At 47.6% G+C, this 17,675-nt stretch carries 14 protein-coding genes and 1 tRNA gene; 9 read left to right on the top strand and 6 right to left on the bottom strand.

From position 1 onward, the window contains the following. The first annotated feature begins 159 nt into the window (after nucleotides 1-159). Nucleotides 160-1,344, top strand: a complete 1,185-nt coding sequence (lpxB, locus tag H6G46_RS02560; protein ID WP_010873423.1) for a lipid-A-disaccharide synthase — start codon at nucleotides 160-162, stop codon at nucleotides 1,342-1,344. A 62-nt stretch (nucleotides 1,345-1,406) separates the two neighbouring features. Here lpxB and petF1 read toward each other — a convergent pair whose 3' ends face one another. Further along, a complete protein-coding gene (gene petF1 / locus H6G46_RS02555) occupies nucleotides 1,407-1,700 on the bottom strand; it encodes a ferredoxin PetF1 (protein ID WP_190595418.1) in 294 nt (97 codons plus the stop codon). Nucleotides 1,701-2,162: 462 nt separating this feature from the next. Between petF1 and H6G46_RS02550 the strand changes: the two genes are divergently transcribed. The 3 genes from H6G46_RS02550 (at nucleotide 2,163) to fumC (ending at nucleotide 5,945) form a co-directional block, all read left to right on the top strand. After that, a complete protein-coding gene (locus H6G46_RS02550; RefSeq protein WP_010873425.1) occupies nucleotides 2,163-2,711 on the top strand; it encodes an RDD family protein in 549 nt (182 codons plus the stop codon). A 412-nt stretch (nucleotides 2,712-3,123) separates the two neighbouring features. Further along, a complete protein-coding gene (murA, locus tag H6G46_RS02545; protein WP_010873426.1) occupies nucleotides 3,124-4,440 on the top strand; it encodes a UDP-N-acetylglucosamine 1-carboxyvinyltransferase in 1,317 nt (438 codons plus the stop codon). 104 nt (nucleotides 4,441-4,544) lie between these two features. Then, nucleotides 4,545-5,945 (top strand): class II fumarate hydratase, encoded by a 1,401-nt coding sequence (fumC, locus tag H6G46_RS02540; protein WP_010873427.1) that lies wholly within the window; start codon nucleotides 4,545-4,547, stop codon nucleotides 5,943-5,945. A 55-nt stretch (nucleotides 5,946-6,000) separates the two neighbouring features. On the opposite strand, the gene H6G46_RS02535 is transcribed toward fumC, so the two are convergent. Then, entirely contained in the window at nucleotides 6,001-6,324 is a 324-nt protein-coding gene (locus tag H6G46_RS02535; RefSeq protein ID WP_223211382.1) for a transposase, read from the bottom strand. A gap of 77 nt (nucleotides 6,325-6,401) precedes the next feature. Here H6G46_RS02535 and H6G46_RS02530 point away from each other — a divergent pair, with 77 nt between their 5' ends. From H6G46_RS02530 to H6G46_RS02520, 3 genes are all read left to right on the top strand, one after another. After that, the gene (locus tag H6G46_RS02530) at nucleotides 6,402-6,533 is read left to right on the top strand and encodes a DUF4114 domain-containing protein (protein WP_173363259.1); all 132 of its coding nucleotides are present in this window, start codon (nucleotides 6,402-6,404) and stop codon (nucleotides 6,531-6,533) included. Between the two features lie 40 nt (nucleotides 6,534-6,573). Further along, nucleotides 6,574-6,644, top strand: a tRNA-Gly gene (locus H6G46_RS02525). 198 nt (nucleotides 6,645-6,842) lie between these two features. Further along, nucleotides 6,843-9,521: a fimbria/pilus outer membrane usher protein gene (locus H6G46_RS02520; RefSeq protein WP_010873429.1), complete on the top strand. Its 2,679-nt coding sequence runs from the start codon at nucleotides 6,843-6,845 to the stop codon at nucleotides 9,519-9,521. 28 nt (nucleotides 9,522-9,549) lie between these two features. Here the strand turns inward: H6G46_RS02520 and H6G46_RS02515 are convergent, their stop codons facing one another. The 4 genes from H6G46_RS02515 to H6G46_RS02500 all read right to left on the bottom strand — a co-directional run bounded on the left by H6G46_RS02515 (nucleotide 9,550) and on the right by H6G46_RS02500 (nucleotide 14,055). Further along, a complete protein-coding gene (locus H6G46_RS02515; RefSeq protein WP_223211281.1) occupies nucleotides 9,550-10,110 on the bottom strand; it encodes a hypothetical protein in 561 nt (186 codons plus the stop codon). Then, the gene (locus H6G46_RS02510) at nucleotides 10,095-10,670 is read right to left on the bottom strand and encodes a Uma2 family endonuclease (RefSeq protein WP_010873431.1); all 576 of its coding nucleotides are present in this window, start codon (nucleotides 10,668-10,670) and stop codon (nucleotides 10,095-10,097) included. Before H6G46_RS02510 ends, H6G46_RS02515 begins: the two co-directional genes overlap by 16 nt. 51 nt (nucleotides 10,671-10,721) lie before the next feature. After that, nucleotides 10,722-11,906, bottom strand: coding sequence for an aspartate aminotransferase (locus H6G46_RS02505; RefSeq protein WP_010873432.1), 1,185 nt, complete (start codon nucleotides 11,904-11,906; stop codon nucleotides 10,722-10,724). A gap of 103 nt (nucleotides 11,907-12,009) precedes the next feature. Next, complete coding sequence (locus H6G46_RS02500) at nucleotides 12,010-14,055, bottom strand: AarF/ABC1/UbiB kinase family protein (RefSeq protein ID WP_010873433.1); 2,046 nt, start codon at nucleotides 14,053-14,055, stop codon at nucleotides 12,010-12,012. 187 nt (nucleotides 14,056-14,242) lie between these two features. On the opposite strand from H6G46_RS02500, the gene recG reads away from it, so the two are divergent. Together recG and sppA are read left to right on the top strand one after the other, a co-directional pair. Further along, the gene (gene recG / locus H6G46_RS02495; protein WP_010873434.1) at nucleotides 14,243-16,738 is read left to right on the top strand and encodes an ATP-dependent DNA helicase RecG; all 2,496 of its coding nucleotides are present in this window, start codon (nucleotides 14,243-14,245) and stop codon (nucleotides 16,736-16,738) included. Nucleotides 16,739-16,838: 100 nt separating this feature from the next. Continuing rightward, on the top strand, nucleotides 16,839-17,672 hold the full coding sequence (sppA, locus tag H6G46_RS02490) for a signal peptide peptidase SppA (RefSeq protein WP_010873435.1): 834 nt from the start codon (nucleotides 16,839-16,841) through the stop codon (nucleotides 17,670-17,672). Nucleotides 17,673-17,675: the final 3 nt, after the last annotated feature.

Raw genomic sequence — 17,675 nt, 5'->3', positions numbered from 1 at the left:
CTGGCTATCTGTGATGTCCGTGCTGTAAAATTCTCGAATTATCATTAATTATGGTGAAAATTTTATTCTTTTCACCATTTTCCATTCTTCACCCTACTTTTCAAACACGCTCTAAGCCATAAATTTATCCTCAACAAATCCTAATAACAAAATTTATTTATGCGTATATTTATTAGCACGGGGGAAGTTTCCGGAGATTTGCAAGGATCTCTGCTGGTCGGAGCATTAAGACAGCAAGCTGAAGAGCAAAACTTAGAATTGGAACTGGTGGGTTTGGGGGGAGAAAAAATGGCCGCTGCCGGTCTGACGTTGCTGGCCAATACGGCGGCGATCGGCTCTGTGGGCTTGACGGAGTCCCTGCGGTTTATTATTCCCACTTGGCAGATTCAACAACGGGTTAAACGTTATTTAAAAACTAATCCCATTGATTTGTTAGTCTTGATTGATTACATGGGACCCAATTTAACCATTGCTAATTATTTACGGAAAACCTATCCCAATCTGCCAATTTTGTACTATATCGCCCCCCAGGCCTGGGTGTGGTCCCCCACGAAAAGGGAAACGGCCCAGATTATGGCGGTAACCGATCGCCTGTTGGCCATTTTTCCAGGGGAAGCGGAATTTTTCCAAAAACAAGGTTTGGATGTGACCTGGGTGGGCCATCCCTTGTTAGACCGCATTACCAAGGAGGCCCCCAGTCGAGGGTCAGCCCGTGAAAAGTTAGGCATTGACCATAACGAAACGGTAATTACCCTCCTACCCGCTTCCCGCATTCAGGAACTGCGTTACCTGTTGCCGTCCATTTGTGGTGCCGCCCAACAATTGCAGAGCCAATTACCCAATGTAAAACTGCTGTTGCCCGTTTCCCTTAAGGATTATCAACCTCAAATCGAACAAACCCTCAAGGAATTTAATCTCACGGTGCAACTGTTGGAAGGGAAAGAAACGCTGACGGCGATCGCCGCGGCTGATTTGGCCATCACCAAGTCGGGAACGGTGAATCTGGAAATTGCTTTACTAAATGTGCCCCAGGTTATCCTTTATCGGGTTAGTCCTTTGACCATGGCGATCGCCAGACGGATTTTTAAATTTAATCTACCCTTCGTTTCCCCTACCAACATTGTGCTCAACCGGGGCATTATGCCGGAACTACTCCAGGAACAGGCCACCGCCAGCAACATTGCCCAAGCTGGATTGGAATTGCTTCTAAACGGCGATCGCCAAGCAAAAATTGCCCAGGATTACCAAGAATTAAGGGAAGCATTAGGGGAACCGGGGGTATGTGAGCGAGCCGCCCAGGCTGTCTTGGAGTTTGCCAATGGGCAACAAAAAAGCAGGGCTTAAACCCTGCCGTGGACAATTATGAAACTATCAAACTCACTAGCCCATGGCCAGCATTATTACCCTTAGTAGAGGTCTTCTTCTTTGTGGGTTTCAATGGTGCAATCGGAGGTGGGATAAGCTACACAGGTCAAAACATAACCAGCTTCAATTTGGTCATTATCCAAGAAAGACTGATCGGATTGGTCAACACTACCAGCGGTGATCTTACCGGCACAGGTGGAGCAAGCCCCAGCACGGCAGGAATAGGGCAGGTCTAGGCCAGCTTCTTCCGCAGCATCGAGGATATAGGTATCGTCAGAGCATTCGATGGAACTTTCACCATCGGGGGTGATCAATTTAACGGTATAGGATGCCATAGATGTTTCCTCTTCTCAAAAAAACAGTAGAGAGATTGCCTCATGAAGCCTCCATCGGGACAACTATATCCAGATCGAGCTACTTCAAAAAACTTAACTGTTCTGATACTACGGGAAAATCTTGAATTGACAAGGAAGCATTAGCAATGAAATGGCTAGGCCTTAATCGGATAACCTTTACTTATGTTTTTGCCCAGAGTGTTTTTGCCCCTCGGCCTGGCAATTATAAAATTAAGGAAAGGCTAGAACCCTAGGAATTAAGGGAGTTTTAAGGACCGGGAGGGCAAAGATGGAAAGAATTAATCTTCCTCGGGTTTGACGATAAGATTGTCTAATCATTGCTGAAAATACCCCTCCGAACCCGGGCTGCAGCGGTGCCCCAACAAAATGGCAAAATAGACGGCAATGGCCAGTGGTTCCATGAAAAAATTTCCCCTTGCCCTCTGAGCAAAGCTTAAATGTATGTATGACGACGACCAGCGCCGCGATCGCCGCTTACCCCTGGCCCCATTGGAACGGCGAGGCTATGGCTACCTGTTGGATTTTGTCGTGATTTGGTTATTCAGCAGTTTAGCTACGGGTTGGGTCCAGCTACTAATTTTTTTGGTTGGTTGGTTTGCCCTGAGGGTAGTTTTAGTGTCCGCTAACCAGGGGCAAAGTTTGGGGGGCTGGGCTTTCGACACTAGGGTGGTACACCTGAAAATGAAACGTTTACCGGGCATTTTGGAACTGAGTCAACGGGAAGGTATTTTGGGGGCTGCCTCCTACCTAGCCATGGTGGGTTTAAACATCAACTTTGCCAATGGGGTAAGTTTTTTGCTTTTGGTGGCTCCCCTGTTTGGAGATTTAATCTGGGCGATCGCCGAGGATGGTCTGGGACAAGCGTTCCATGACCGGGTTGCCGGGACAGTAGTGTTGAGCAGTCGGCGTGGTTTTTCCCTCGATCTGAGGCTAAAAAAGTTTTGGTTTGACCTGAAAAAACAATGGGACAATCGACAAAGAAGACGGTAAGTACGGTAAGTAATTCATCGGGAGTAGACTTCAGAAATCATCACCATGAAATGCTGAAATGTCCTGAACGGCCACAGATGGGAACTTTTGGCACTTCCAGCCCCATCTATAGGCCCAGCTTGGCGGTCCGTATCTGGCCGATTTGTAAACTGAATGTTACAAATTGACTTATCCGTTATAGGATGTTAAGCATAATTGCCTAGACAATGGGTTTTAACAGTTATTGCTGCACAAGCCCATCGAATGCTAAAAACACATTGGTTAATGAACATAATTTGTTGATCTTGTCTGGGTTGTCCTGGGATGGACGTTGGTGGAATCTAAGCAACAATGGGTTGACAATTCTCCCGATGACTAAACCAAAGGACTGGTGTTAACTTTTGTCCCCTTTTGTTGGAGGTTGTGAAAACCCGTGCTTCAAGTTGCTACTCCTACCGCTACCGAAGAAACCCAGACGGTCATTGAAATTGAAGGCCGGGCCTCCCTAAAAGGGGAAGTTCGCATCAGTGGGGCTAAAAATTCCGCTTTGGCCATCATGGCCGGCACCATCCTTTGTTCCGACGACTGTCGTCTTAGTAATCTGCCCGCTCTGGCGGATATTGACAAAATGTGCCAAATTTTGGCGGCCATTGGGGTCAATCTAGAACGGGATGGCGATCGCCTCGTAGTGGATTCCAGTAATGTGGGCCATGGCCCTGCCCCCTATGAGTTAGTGTCCCAACTGCGGGCTAGCTTTTTCGTCATTGGCCCTTTACTGTCCCGTTTAGGCATGACCAAAGTACCCCTGCCTGGGGGATGCGCCATTGGGACTCGGCCCGTTGATCTCCATGTGCGGGGTTTGCAGGCCATGGGAGCAGACGTTCACATCGAGCATGGGGTAGTCAATGCCAGCATCAAGGGCCACAGCCGTCGTTTGACCGGAGCTAAAATTTATCTGGATTATCCCAGCGTAGGGGCCACGGAAACTATCCTCATGGCCGCCACCCTAGCGGAAGGAGAAACAGTAATTGATAACGCCGCCCGGGAACCGGAAATTGTTGATTTGGCCAACTTCTGCCGTTCCATGGGAGCCCAAATCCGGGGGGATGGTTCTAGCCGCATTATTATCAACGGGGTGGAAAAACTCCACAGCACCGACTTTCCCATTATTCCTGATCGCATTGAGGCCGCTACGTTCCTCTGTGCCGGGGCCATCACCCATTCCGAAATTAGTCTTTTCCCTGTGGTGCCAGATCACCTCGCCTCCGCCATTGCCAAGTTGCGGGAAATTGGCCCCGAAGTGGCGATCGATGCCCCGGATCGGGTGCGTTTGATTCCCCGGGATCTGCGGGGGACAGATATCGAAACTTTGCCTTACCCCGGTTTTCCCACCGATATGCAAGCCCAATTCATGGCCCTGTTGGCAGTGAGTGAGGGTAATAGCGTAGTCACGGAAACCGTATTTGAAAACCGTCTCCAGCACGTAGCGGAGTTACAGCGGATGGGGGCCAACATTAAGCTCAAAGGTAATGCCGCCTTTATCCAAGGAGTGCCTTTCCTTTCCGGTGCGCCGGTCATGTCCACGGATTTACGAGCTTCGGCGGCCCTGGTAATTGCGGGGTTAGCGGCGGAAGGCAAAACCATTGTCCAAGGTCTGCGCCATTTAGACCGGGGTTATGAGGACATTGAAGGCAAACTGCGCAAACTGGGGGCTAAGTTAACCAGGATTGAACAGCCCGTCACTCTTTAAAAATTCCGTTGATTTGATTGGGGGACTAATGGGCGATCGCCTGTTAGTCTTTTTTCTTGACTGTTGATAATGCCTTTGCCACCGGAGTATTTGCAAATTTTGCCATGGTAAATTCCCACCGCCTTGAAACCGACAGTATGGGGTCCCTGGAAGTCCAAGCCGATCGCCTGTGGGGAGCGCAAACCCAACGTTCCCTGATGTTTTTTGACATTGGTAGCGATGTGATGCCGCCGGATTTAATTCGGGCCTTTGCCATACTCAAAAAGGCAGCCGCCATTACCAATCAGGATTTGGGTAAATTACCAGCGGACAAGGCAGAGTTAATCATTACGGCAGCGGACGAAATCATTGCCGGGCAGTGGTTAGACCATTTCCCTCTAAGGATTTGGCAAACGGGCAGTGGCACTCAAACCAACATGAACGTGAACGAAGTGATTGCCAATCGGGCGATCGCCATTTGTGGGGGAGAATTGGGCAGTAAAAATCCCATCCATCCCAATGACCACGTCAACATGTCCCAGTCGTCTAACGATACTTTTCCTACGGCGATGCACATTGCGGCGGTGGCAGGTTTACAAACCAAGTTGATTCCCAGTTTGCAAGCTCTGAGAGATAGCCTGAATGAAAAAGCGGAATGTTTTGCAGGCATCACTAAAATTGGCCGCACCCATTTGATGGACGCAGTGCCCCTAACGTTAGGGCAGGAATTTTCCGGTTACGTGGCCCAGTTAGACCAAGGGCTGACCCAAATTAATTATTGTTTACCCGGTCTTTTGGAATTGGCCCTGGGGGGAACGGCGGTGGGTACAGGGTTAAATAGTCATCCCCAATTTGCTAAAAAAGTGGCCGAAGAAATTGCCCAGTTAACTGGTTATACCTTCATTTCTGCCCCCAACAAATTCGCCGCCCTAGCTGGCCACGAGGCGATCGCCTTTGCCAGTGGCGTGCTGAAAAGTATTGCCGCTTCCCTGATGAAAATTGCCAATGATTTGCGCTGGATGGGGTCTGGGCCCCGCTGCGGCTTGGGGGAATTAGCCTTACCAGCCAATGAACCAGGTTCTTCGATCATGCCCGGGAAAGTAAACCCCACCCAATGCGAAGCCATGACCATGGTTTGTGTGCAGGTAATGGGGAACGATGCCACCATTGGTTTTGCGGCCAGCCAAGGTAATTTTGAGCTCAATGTTTTTAAGCCAGTGATTATTCATAATTTCCTCCATTCGTTACATTTACTCAGCGATGCTTGTGCTAGTTTTCGCCAACATTTAGTGGTGGGATTACAAGTAAACGAAAGCAAGGTTAAAGACTTTTTGGACACCTCTTTAATGTTAGTCACCGCCCTCAATCCCCACATTGGCTACGACAATGCGGCCCTCGTGGCTAAAACTGCCTTTGCCCAAGGCATTACCCTCAAACAAGCCGCGGTGGATTTAGGTTTACTCACCCCAGCCCAGTTCGACGCTTGGGTCGTTCCAGAGCAGATGATTGCCCCGATTGCTGACTAGAAATTTTGCAAAAAAACGTAAAATATTGGCATTTATTAATAGAATGGGGCAGGACTTACGCAAAAGAAAACTTAAGAGCAGGGGAACGAAGCTGTTGATGCAGGAAATCAGACCATGGTTGATGGGATATTTCGTAGACTGTCAATGGGCTATTAACCGCTTGACGACGAAGAAAATTCCAGACCTGTAAGGCACAGTGAATATGATTACGTTGAATGGGTCCCTTGCGACATTGACAGGCTTCTACACCAGTCAACTGCTTTAGTTCACGATGAAAATGCTCAATCTTCCAGCGCACCCGACACTCCTCTCGTGTCGCCTGAGTCGAATCTTGAGATAAGTAATTAGTCACGACGAATTCCGTCCGGTGTGGTGACACCGTAACTCGGAACAGTTTCACTTTTTTGTGAGCCGGAAAGCCTCGAATTTTAATCACTTTCCCTTGCTGTATTTCGGATGCATCCCATAGCAGTGCATCTACCCGTTGGTATGGAGAAGTGCAGTAACCTCTTCAGCTTTGAAGACATAGTGGGGGGCGGCGACCTGGATTACAACGATGTAATTTTGGAATTTTTCCCGGTCATCTAGGCGAAGTTCCCCTAATGTTTTACGATGGTGAAAGCTTTGCGCGGGTATAGTTTAGTGGTAAAACGAAAGCCTCCCATGCTTTAGTTGGGGGTTCGATTCCCCCTACCCGCTTTGTTTCTTGACAAAATTTTAATCGAAGCCCAAGATTTTTTCGGCAGCGTTATTGCCAAGCAGTCCGCGACTTGAGGTTCTGCTTAGACCGGAGCTTTTCAGCCCAAGGTGACTAGGCTAGCATTTCTCCTTTTGCGGCGATCGCCTTCTATGCGAATTTGTTTGGCAGACTTTGCTGACAGGTCCTAATCTAGGTCAATGGTGTTTCGATTCCCCTCGCCAGTACTAGTAATTATTTTGGCTAACTGCCTGATGACCGTCGTCGGGCTAATCCTACCCCAGTCAGCTAGAACAGAAACTTTTAGTGCTGATTTTCCCCCTCCCGATTCTGCCTTGGATTTGTTGCTGGGACAGGAAACTCCCTTAATGGAAACGACAATTCCAGAGCCGGAACAAGGGCAGGAGGATAACCAAAGCGCCCCGCCCTCTGAGCCAACACCGGGCAATTTGGGTAATGAAGACGATTTATTTGAGCGGGTATTCGGTCGGCCCCGCCCCACGGGGGTACAGCGTTTGGTGGCGCCCTTTTTCATCAACGATTTGCAACAGGGTCAAATTGTAGTGTTTGTTTCCCTGGGAGGGGGTAGTAGCCTACAAATCACCGCTTCCACTTTGTTGTTGAAAATGGAAGAATATGCCCGACCTGATATACAGACTAGATTGGCCGATTTGGTGGACGACAGCGGTAATTTAACCTTGGCGGCTCTGCAAAGTGTGGGTCTAGATGCCACATTTAATGACCAGTTGTTGGAACTGAGGATTATTATTCCCCCCAATCTCCGCAAAACCATTGTCTATGGCTCCGGTAATTTACAACTTCCCCCAGGGGCCGCCACAGCCCTACGTCCCAGTAACTTCAGTGGTTTTATCAACTTAATTGGGACCCAACCCTATGCCTGGGATGGCACTGGTGATTTGGGCCGCCAAGCCCTGAATTTGGGTGTAGAAGGGGCCCTTAATTATCAGGGCTGGGTGCTAGAGGGTAGTGCTAGTTTTGCTGAGCAAAGCAACAATCCCTGGACCCGCTCTGACATTCGCTTGGTAAAGGATGATCCAGATAATGCGGTTCGCTATGTTCTTGGTGATCTGTTTAGCACCGCCCGCAGTTATCAGTCCTTTGTGCCCATGGTGGGATTTGCGATGTTTCGCAATTTCTCCCTCCAGCCCTATTTGACCACTAGGCCCACAGGGCAGTTTGAATTTCTGTTGGAAAGCCCTGCTAGGGTGGAAATTTTTGTCAATGGACTATTGCGGCAAACTCTCCAATTGCCAGCGGGGCCCCAGGATATTCGTAATTTTGGTCTGAATACGGGGCTTAATAATGTGACGGTGAAAATCATCGACAGTGCGGGGCGGGTGGAGGAACTATCTTTTTCGGCTCCCTTAGCGACGGATCTATTGGCGGTGGGTTTGAATCAGTTTGGCTTGGGGGTGGGGGTTCCGGCCTACACCACCAATGGGGTGCGTAGCTATGACACTTCCCGACCCATTATTGGCGGCTTTTACCGCCAGGGTATTACGTCCACCCTCACCCTAGGAGGTTATCTACAGGCGGCAGGTTCCCAGCAGTTGATTGGCACCGAAGGCACCTTGGCCACTTCCGTGGGTAACTTTGGTTGGGATGCGGCCCTGGAAAATGATGGCAACGGTTTAGACCATGCTTTCCGACTGCGGTATCAATTTTTGGCCCTAGGAGGTAACCAGGCCCAACTACCTAACTTTGGTTTGGAAGTGGAATATTTGGGCCCTTATTTTCAGCGCTTTGGTAGTTTTCCCATCGGCTTTACTGCGGAACCATTGGATTTTTTTGGCACCACTACTAATAATGTTTCTTGGTCTTTTGGGGCTAATTATAGTCAAACTCTAATCGATGGTTTGGGAATTAACCTCGGTTTGGGTTATCAGCTTGGTAGTTTTGGCCAGCCCAATGCCTACCGAGCGGCGATCGGTTTTACCACTAATCTGGGAAGGGGTTTACAGGCTAATTTGACCCTGAACAATCGCTTAGACCAATCCGGGCGGGCAGAAACTCAAGTATTATTCAACTTTTTGCAAACTTCCCAGTTCCAATCCCTCACAGCCCGCAGTAATCTGAGCAGTCAACGGGAGCAGGCTAGCACGCTCACTTGGACATCCCGTAGTCCTGCCCAATATAACAGCGTCAATACCTCCGTTAACCTCAGCAATAATCCCAATCCCGGCTATTTTGGTACTGGCTTAGGGCTGACTTACCGGGGCTTTCTGGGGGATATTAATCTCAACCATGATTATGATCAGGCTAGCCATCGCACTAACTTAAATTTTGGTACGGCCTTAGTTTATGCTGATGGGCGTTTTGGCTGGAGCCGACCAGTACGGGATAGTTTTGTGATTTTTAGCCGTAACCCTAATTTTGCGGATCAATTAGTATTAATTAATCCTGGTTTGTATGGTCCTGTGGCGGAAGCTAATGATGTCGGCCCTGGGGTAGTGCCGGATCTAAGCTCCTATACTTTGACCACTATGCGGGTAGATGCTCCTAATATGCCCCTTGGCTATGACTTGGGCAATGCGGTATTTAATCTTTTACCGAGCTATAAAAGTGGTACTTTAATCACAGTGGGTACGGAATCCACCGTATTTTTACGGGGGACGTTGGTAGATAAAGCAGGGAACCCGATTGCGCTTCAAGTCGGGCAAGTTAGGTCTTTGTCTGATCCCAGTTGGTCGCCGTTGGAGTTATTCACTAATCGAGCGGGACGATTTGCGTTGACAGGACTGGGACCAGGGAAGTATGAATTGCAATTATTCGGTGATCCTCCCCGGGCCATTCGCTTTGAAATTCCGGCGGATAAAACTGGTATTTACGACATTGGAACTGTGACAATAGGCGGTTAAAAGATTAATGAAATTAATAGTATTTGTCTTAGTAATCAGTTTTAATCCCAATGACACCATTGTTGTGGTCAATCTTAAATTCATTACCATATGCATCTAGATGGAAAAGATCTAAGCCTAAACCAGGTTGACCCTTTAAAAAGTAATCGTTAGCTTCTGCTCCACCAATGTCAAGCCAACCATTAATAGTTTTATTAATAGGGTCAAATCGGAATTGCAAAAAATTATTCTCCCTTGCCTGACTATTATTGACATTGTCGTAATTTGCTATAGTTCGACCTTTGCTATCAATAACTTGCACGGTCAATTCAGTTAAATTTTGAAGTGTTTGCAGTCCTACTACTTGTACGATTTTCGTTGAATTGTCTCTAAATTCATCTGGGTAAACCACCCGGGCTCGAACTTGATATTCGCCATCTCCTTGCCATAGCAGAGTTACTTCCCCGGCGATCGCCTGGGCGGAAAAACCGACGAAAGCAGTGAGTACAAAAATAAAAACTAAAAATAATTTAACCAATTGATGAAATATTGACACCATTATTGTTGCTTTAAAACTCAAACAGTTTGGGTATGCTAAATTTTTAGCCAATCAAAAACTTCGGCGGCGGTAATGGACCAATTTTCAAGCTCAGCAAAAACCGTTAGGGATTCTTGAATTTCAGTTTCAGCTAAATAAACCTGGGGTAAACTGGCGGTGAAAACCGTAATGGATTTGGCCATGGGATCCACTAACCAAGCTAATTCTGTGCCAGCCTTGAGAGAAAAAATGATTTTTTCCATTACCAGGGTGACCGACTGATCTGGGGAAAGAATTTCTATGAGCCAATCCGGGGCCCGATCAAACCGGTCTGCTATTTCGCCACCATTATCTAAAGGCAAGTTTTGCCAGCGCATCACCGCAATGTCAGGCACAATGGAGCGATCGCCAAAGGTACAACGAAGTTCCGGCAGAGCATAGGCAATTTTGTCCGGCTTCACTTGGGCATTAATAGCGGCCGCTAGCTCAAATTGGATTGTGCTGTGTTTACCTTTGGGCATGGGTTTCTGGGTGACAATGCCCCGGCAATATTCCTGGGCAGGTTTGGTTTCCGGTAGGGCCAAGAATGATTCCAGGGAAAGGGTTGGTACTTTTGCTGAGGCTAAAACCATCTACTTCACTCCCCAGAGGATTTAAGTGTTAATTGATTGTAATCGCACCAATCAACTATAACGAATGCCTGCCTGTTCAATGCGCTGTAATGCTTCCCCCAGGCGATCGCCATCGGCAATTAAACTTAAGCGGACGTACCTTTCTCCCCCTTCTCCAAAGGCGTTACCGGGGGTCATCACCACACCGGTTTTTTCTAGAACCGTTAAGGCAAAATCAGTGGAACTCATACCCACGGGACAGGGAACCCAAAGGTACATGGTGGCTTGGGAAGGGGTAATAGACCAACCCAATTTACTCAAGCCATTAATAACAAAGTCCCGCCGTTCTTGATAGCGCTTTCGCACTACTTCAATGTAACTTTCTGGCAAACTGAGGGCTGTTTCTGCTGCTTTTTGTACGACTCGAAAAATTCCATAATCCAAGTTAGTTTTCAGCGTTCTCAAACCTTGAATAATTTCTTGATTTCCCACGACAAAACCTACCCGCCAACCGGCCATATTGTAGGTTTTGGAAAGGGTATGGAATTCCACACTAAAATCCTTGGCACCGGGAATTTCTAATAAGCTGGTGGGCTGATAACCGTCAAAGGCCAATTCTGCATAACACAGATCATGGACTAACATGATTTGGTAATGGCGGGCCCAATCGGTGATGGCTTCGTAAAATTCCCTGGGAGCGGTGGCGGTGGTGGGATTATTGGGATAGTTAAAATAAAGGATCTTGGCCCGTTGAGCGATCGCCTCGGGAATTTGGTCCAGTTGGATTAACCAGTCATCCTTTGCCGATAACATGATCGGATAAATTTCCGCCCCGGCAATGAGGGGGCCTCGGAAATGGGCCGGATAGGAGGGAGTCGGCACGAGTACTAAATCCCCTGGATTAACGTAGGCTAGGGCTAAATGACCCAGACCCTCTTTGGAACCAATTAAGGGTAACGCTTCGGAATCGGGGTCTAAATCCACCCCATACTGGCGGGCGTACCAGCGGGTAATGCTCTGACGGAAGCTCTGGGTGCCTTCAAAAGGGGGATAACCGTGGGATTCTGGGTTTTCCAACTCGGCGATCGCCGCTTCGATAATCGGTTGGGGGGCTTTGCCATCGGGGTTGCCCATGCCCAAGTCAATTAAATCCAGGCCCTGTTCCCTGGCCTTGGCTTTCAACTCATCGAGGCGGGCAAAAACATAGGGGGGTAAGGCTTGTAGGCGATCGGCGCGACTAATCCAATTCAGACTCATTACCAAGGCAATTTGGGGACGTAACCTTTTATTGTCTCATTGACCGGCACTGGCTTGATCTCGCCTCAGCAAAATTTTGACTGGAACCTATGGCAACCATGGCCTAGGCTGCATTGCGGATTTTGATGGCTGGATTGGGCTGACTTTCCAAAGCCAGGGCCCATTGCCGGATTACCCTGGCGATCGCCTTTTGCAGTAGTCCTTCCGCCACCTGTTGACCCATCCGACGGGAAGTGGGATTAACAATAATTTGACTCAACACCGGCACAAACTTGAGGGGGTCAAAACCGGGGGTCTCTTTAAGAATTTGCCAAAGATTTTGTAAATGCTGCCAAGTTTCCTCCTGTTGAGCGATGGCGGGTTGAGGCACAACTTTGATCGTTTTGGTTTGATGGGCTTTACCGTTGCCATTACCTAAGTCACCCAGAAAACTAATTCTTTCCTGGATATTGTGGCTGACCTGTTGCCAAGTGTTGCGCCCCAGTTGATCAATACTGTTGACTAATTCCGCCACCAGGCGATCGCGAATGAATTGTCCCCGGTCTGAAAGTAAAAATTCTGTTGCTTCATTAAGCACATAATCAAAATCAAAGCCAGGGGAATTTTTGGCATTACGCAATAAATTTTCCAAACGATTCCATCGGAAACTCCCCTCTTTAAATAGTAATTCTTTCAGGGAAGTGCGTAGCTCTTCTGATTGATCCGTTAACAATCTTTTAGCGATATAGGGATAGGCTTTGCTCAATACCTTGAAGTTAGGATCAATACCAATGGCAATACCTTCTAGGGTGACCATGGAACGAATAATCAGAGCATAATAAGCCGGCACCCGGAAAGGAAACTCATACATCATGGCCGACATTTGATCGGTGATGCTCTTAAAGTTTAACTCCGCCACACTGGCCCCCAACGCATTACCAAACACCTGACCAAGGGCGGGAATAATCGGTTTTAAATCCGTATCTGGTTTGAGAAAATCCAGTTTGACATAATCCTTAGCTAGGGAATCAAAATCCCGGTTCACCAAATGAACCACTGCCTCGATCAAACCATAGCGCTGGTAAGGCTGAATAGTACTCATCATGCCGAAGTCCAAGTAGGCCAAACGGCCGTCCGCCATGGCCAATAAATTGCCGGGGTGGGGATCGGCGTGGAAAAAGCCATGTTCCAACAATTGCCGCAGGGAGCACTGTACCCCCACTTCCACCAAATGGGTAGCATCAATACCCTGGGCTTGGATCGCTTTGATATTGGTTAACTTAATTCCTTCCACCCACTCCATGGTCAAAACCCGTCGGCCAGTGTATTGCCAATAGATACTGGGCACATAAATTTCTGGCAAACTGCCATAGAGTTGGGCGAATTTTTCGCCATTAATGGCCTCTTGGTAATAGTTCATTTCCTCGAATACTCGACTGGCCAATTCGTCGGTAATGGCCACCAAATCAGAGCGCAATCTTTTCACCGATCGCCGGGCCCAGAGGGAGAGGGAGCGCATGATGTAAATATCAAGGGTGATGCGTCGCACCAAATCTGGCCTTTGTACCTTAACTGCCACAGCTTCGCCGGTTTTCAACTTACCCTTATACACCTGCCCCAAGGAGGCGGCGGCAATGGGCTCCGGAGATAATTCGGCGTAAATTTCCTCGGCGGGGGCCCCCAACTCCTCTTCAATAAAACGATAGGCAACCTCGTTGGGAAAGGAAGGTAATTGGTCCTGTAACGTTGTCAACTCATCCAAAAAGACCGGCGGCACTAAATCGGGCCTGGTGGAAAGAGCTTGGCCAACTTTGATATAAGTAGGGCCAAGATTGGTTAATAGTTCTCTTAATTGAATAGCTTTCGCCCTGGAAACGGTGGGGTCTTTACCCCTCAATTTTTCCCACCAAATACCCAGAATAAATCGCAATAGGGGAAACAAAATATTGATTAAACGACCTAATACTTGTAACGGCCGCTTGCGATAAAACTCCATGATCAAATCTGGGTGATATTCCCAACTTTCCGGGAACATATCACTAACAGGTCCTAAATCCTCCAGATGACTTTTGGGCAAACGGGGGGGGCGAACTTCCTCCACCACTGCGTCGATCACCACTACATCGCGATCTTGTTCGGCGGTGGTAACGGGCATGGGGGCTGGAGACATATTAATGGTTTTAATAATTACTTAATTTTGCTGGCTGGTTCAGCGGGAGCCAACATTGGCAAGGATTGAGGAGGAACCCGTTAATGGATGACTAAATACTGCCAAGCCTAGGCTTCCAGTGGCATTCTAACGAGAATGGGTTGGCCCTGGCTACCTGGGTTAGGATGGGGAAAACCGTCTTTAGCTGGTGCAATGTAGCTTGGTTGAGGTGTCTGTGTCCGTTGATTGGCCTCGTTTACAAAAGGCTTTGACCGTGGAAGTGGAGCGGGGTTTTCAGAATTTGCAGGGTAAACAGCACCGCTTTGGCGACTTCCTCTGTTTAAGTTTTGGCAGTCCTCCCCCCCCTGGTAGTTCCCCCGGCGATCGCCAGAAATGGCGGGAGTTTGCCCAAAGATTTGCCCAGTATGACCAACTGGAGGAAGCTGAAAGAAAAAGTTTGGTGGCCAGTACCCGTCGTTTTTTACATCAATTACGTCGCAGTTTGGAATCTCCTCCTAGGGATTCTGTACCAAAAAAGGATTTACTAGCCCAGGTTAATCGTCCCCAAGTTTCCGAACCCCGTTATCCTAAATCGGGTCAAATTGAACTCCATACCCCTTTAGCAACGGTAGTTTCCCAGAGTCAACATCAAACTAAACTGCTCAAAAACTTGGGTTTAGCAACGGTGGAAGATTTGTTGTTCTATTTCCCCAGGGATTATTTGGACTATGCCCAACAGGTAACTATTGCTGAATTAACAGCGGGGGAAACGGTAACCATTGTGGGGCGGGTGGTAAATTGCACTTGCTTTACCAGTCCCAAAAATCAGAATTTAAATATTTTGCAAATCCAGTTGCGGGATCAAACAGGGCGGATCAAACTATCCCGTTTTTATGCCGGTAAACGGTTTGCCCATCGGGGTTGGCAAGAGAAAATCAAAAAACTTTACCCTCCCCAGGCAGTGGTGGCGGCCTCTGGCTTGGTGAAATCTAGTAAATTTGGTCTGACTCTGGATAATCCGGAAATTGAGGTGCTAGATCGCCATAGTCCCAGCATTGACTCTTTCAAAGTGGGTCGGGTGCTGCCCGTTTACCCCCTCACTGAAGGCATAACAGCGGATTTTTTACGGAAATTAGTTCTAGCCTGTCAAACGGCGATCGCCAAGTTGTCTGATCCTCTGCCCCAAGAGATTAGGGAAAAATATGAATTAATTGATTTGCAAACCGCCATTGCCCAAATTCACTTCCCTGAGAATACGGAAAAGTTAAGTTTAGCCAGGAGAAGATTAGTATTTGATGAATTTTTCTATTTACAGTTAGGATTTTTGCAAAGACGTTACGAACAAAAACAGCAGCAACAAAGCGCTATTTTTACTCCCCATGGCGAATTATTAGAAAAATTTAGTGACTTATTGCCCTTCCGGTTAACCCAAGCTCAACAACGGGTAGTAAATGAAATTTTGCAAGACTTAAATAAACCAAGTCCTATGAATCGTCTAGTACAAGGGGATGTGGGATCCGGGAAAACGGTGGTGGGGGTTTTTGCAATTTTAGCCGCTCTCCAGGGAGGTTACCAAGCGGCTCTAATGGCCCCTACGGAAGTGTTAGCAGAACAGCATTATCAAAAATTAGTAAGTTGGTTTAATTTGCTTTATTTGCCAGTGGAATTGTTAACGGGGTCCACTAAAACTGCCAAAAGAAGGGAAATTCATGCCCAATTATCTACGGGTCAATTACCGTTACTAGTGGGAACTCATGCCCTAATTCAAGAAACAGTTAACTTTCAACGGTTGGGTTTAGTGGTTATTGATGAACAACATCGTTTTGGGGTACAACAGCGGGCTAAGCTTTTGGCCAAAGGTAATGCGCCCCATGTTTTAAGCATGACCGCCACTCCCATTCCCCGCACCCTTGCTTTAACCCTCCATGGGGACCTAGAAGTGAGCCAAATTGACGAATTGCCCCCCGGCCGTCAGCCCATTCACACCAGTGTCATCACTGCCAAGGAAAGGCCACAAATGTACGAACTGATTCGGCGGGAAGTGGCCCAGGGTCGTCAAGTCTACATCATTTTTCCGGCGATCGAAGAATCGGAAAAATTAGACATTAAAGCAGCAGTGGAAGAGCATAAGTATTTAACTGAAAAAATCTTTCCCAACTTTAATATCGGCCTGTTACATGGCCGATTAAAAAGTGCTGAAAAAGAGGCCGCTCTAACAGCTTTTCGAGAAAAGCAAACAGAAATTATTGTTTCCACTACCGTGATCGAAGTGGGGGTCGATGTTCCCAATGCCACAGTGATGGTGATTGAAAATGCAGAGCGTTTTGGTCTTTCCCAACTGCATCAATTGCGAGGGCGAGTCGGTCGAGGTAGTCACCAGTCCTATTGCTTATTGGTCACCAACAGTAAAAGTAATGATGCCCGGCAAAGATTGGGAGTAATGGAACAGTCCCAAGATGGTTTCTTTATTGCAGAAATGGATTTACGTTTGCGGGGCCCAGGGGAATTTTTAGGCACTAAACAATCAGGATTACCGGATTTTGCTTTGGCTAGTTTGGTGGAAGATCAAGAGGTTCTATTGTTGGCGAGGGAAGCAGCGGAAACCATGATGGTAGAGGATCCTAATTTAGAGGCGCATCCTGATTTAAAAATAAAATTAGTCCAAAGATATGAAAAGTTATTAGGGGGAGAAATATTGACCTAACCAGAGATACATGGGGAATGTCCATCGTCCCAGCCTTTGTTTGTTAGAATAGTTCCCCATTGATTAATTGTTTTGTAATTCCTTTTTGTTAGTAAAATTTATGATTTGGCCCTTCAAAACCAGCACCCGTAAAAAGATTGCCCGCATTGAAGTGACCGGGGCGATCGCCAGTGGAACCCGCAAAGCAGTATTGAAGGCTCTAAAGACGGTGGAAGAAAAAAAATATCCCGCCCTATTGGTCCGCATCGATTCCCCTGGGGGCACAGTGGTGGATTCCCAGGAAATTTACACTAAATTGAAGCAATTAAGCGAAAAGATCAAAGTTGTGGCCAGTTTTGGTAACATTTCTGCTTCTGGAGGTGTGTACATTGCCATGGGTTGTCCCCACATCATGGCGAACTCTGGCACCATCACCGGCAGTATTGGCGTAATTTTACGGGGCAATAACCTGGAAAGATTACTAGAGAAAGTGGGAGTTTCTTTTAAAGTGATTAAATCCGGGCCCTACAAAGACATTTTGTCCTTTGACCGGGAATTGCTGCCGGAGGAACAGTCTATTTTGCAGGCTTTGATTGACGACAGCTACGGGCAATTTGTCTCCACGGTGGCGGCGGGGCGCAATTTGGCAGTGGAAAAAGTCAAAGAATTTGCCGACGGAAGAATTTTCACCGGGCAACAGGCTCTGGAATTGGGTTTAGTCGATCGCCTGGGCACGGAGGAAGATGCAAGGCAATGGGCCGCTACTTTGGCGGGCTTGGATCCAGACAAAGTAGAACTGGATACCATTGAAGACCCCAAACCTTTAGTCAGAAGACTCACCGGTGGTGATAGTCAACTACAGACCATGGCCGATAACCTTGGTTTGACGGAAAGCCTAAAATGGTGCGAGTTTGAGCTTTCCACCAGTGGTCAACCCCTCTGGCTTTATCGATGAATG

Origin of the sequence: Synechocystis sp. FACHB-908, from assembly GCF_014698595.1 — a bacterium.
GTDB lineage: Bacteria > Cyanobacteriota > Cyanobacteriia > Cyanobacteriales > Microcystaceae > Synechocystis.
This window is presented reverse-complemented; position numbering and strand designations above follow the sequence as displayed.

Coding starts and splice junctions, on each gene's coding strand:
- lpxB (WP_010873423.1), top strand. CDS start 160: ATGCGTATATTTATTAGCACGGGGGAAGTTTCCGGAGATTTGCAAGGA.
- petF1 (WP_190595418.1), bottom strand. CDS start 1,700: ATGGCATCCTATACCGTTAAATTGATCACCCCCGATGGTGAAAGTTCC.
- H6G46_RS02550 (WP_010873425.1), top strand. CDS start 2,163: ATGTATGACGACGACCAGCGCCGCGATCGCCGCTTACCCCTGGCCCCA.
- fumC (WP_010873427.1), top strand. CDS start 4,545: ATGGTAAATTCCCACCGCCTTGAAACCGACAGTATGGGGTCCCTGGAA.
- H6G46_RS02530 (WP_173363259.1), top strand. CDS start 6,402: ATGCATCCCATAGCAGTGCATCTACCCGTTGGTATGGAGAAGTGCAGT.
- H6G46_RS02520 (WP_010873429.1), top strand. CDS start 6,843: ATGGTGTTTCGATTCCCCTCGCCAGTACTAGTAATTATTTTGGCTAAC.
- H6G46_RS02510 (WP_010873431.1), bottom strand. CDS start 10,670: ATGGTTTTAGCCTCAGCAAAAGTACCAACCCTTTCCCTGGAATCATTC.
- H6G46_RS02505 (WP_010873432.1), bottom strand. CDS start 11,906: ATGAGTCTGAATTGGATTAGTCGCGCCGATCGCCTACAAGCCTTACCC.
- H6G46_RS02500 (WP_010873433.1), bottom strand. CDS start 14,055: ATGTCTCCAGCCCCCATGCCCGTTACCACCGCCGAACAAGATCGCGAT.
- sppA (WP_010873435.1), top strand. CDS start 16,839: ATGATTTGGCCCTTCAAAACCAGCACCCGTAAAAAGATTGCCCGCATT.